The sequence below is a fragment of the Pseudomonas sp. HY13-MNA-CIBAN-0226 genome (genome assembly GCF_040310305.1).
GTDB classification, from domain to species: domain Bacteria; phylum Pseudomonadota; class Gammaproteobacteria; order Pseudomonadales; family Pseudomonadaceae; genus Aquipseudomonas; species Aquipseudomonas gregormendelii.
In genome coordinates this window covers 1-276 of the sequence record NZ_JBEOPS010000220.1, presented here as the reverse complement: position 1 = coordinate 276, position 276 = coordinate 1, and the positions used below count along the sequence as shown (strand labels likewise).

Below are 276 nucleotides of genomic sequence, written 5' to 3'. Positions count from 1 at the left end.
CCACTGGGTTTCGTAGCGGTGATAGAGCACGTGATTGACGTTGATCATGGGCAACACCGTGAAGTCCGACTTCGGGTTGAAGTACACGGTGTCTTCCTTGCTGTTGCGGCTGGCACCCACTTCCAGGCCCAGGTCCACTTGCACATGGGGCGAGCTGTAGAGGCCCTCGCGGCCGGTGAGCAAGGCTTCGAAGCGGTCGTTGCCATCGCTGAAATGGGACGGGCTGAGGGTCAGCTTCCACTCGCGGCTTTCGTTGGCGCGCCAGCGGATAAAACC

The 276-nt window shown here is 60.5% G+C and carries 1 pseudogene; it reads right to left on the bottom strand.

What is annotated here, in order from left to right:
• Positions 1 to 276, bottom strand: a pseudogene (locus AAEZ05_RS28495) (poly-beta-1,6 N-acetyl-D-glucosamine export porin PgaA); the annotation flags it as partial.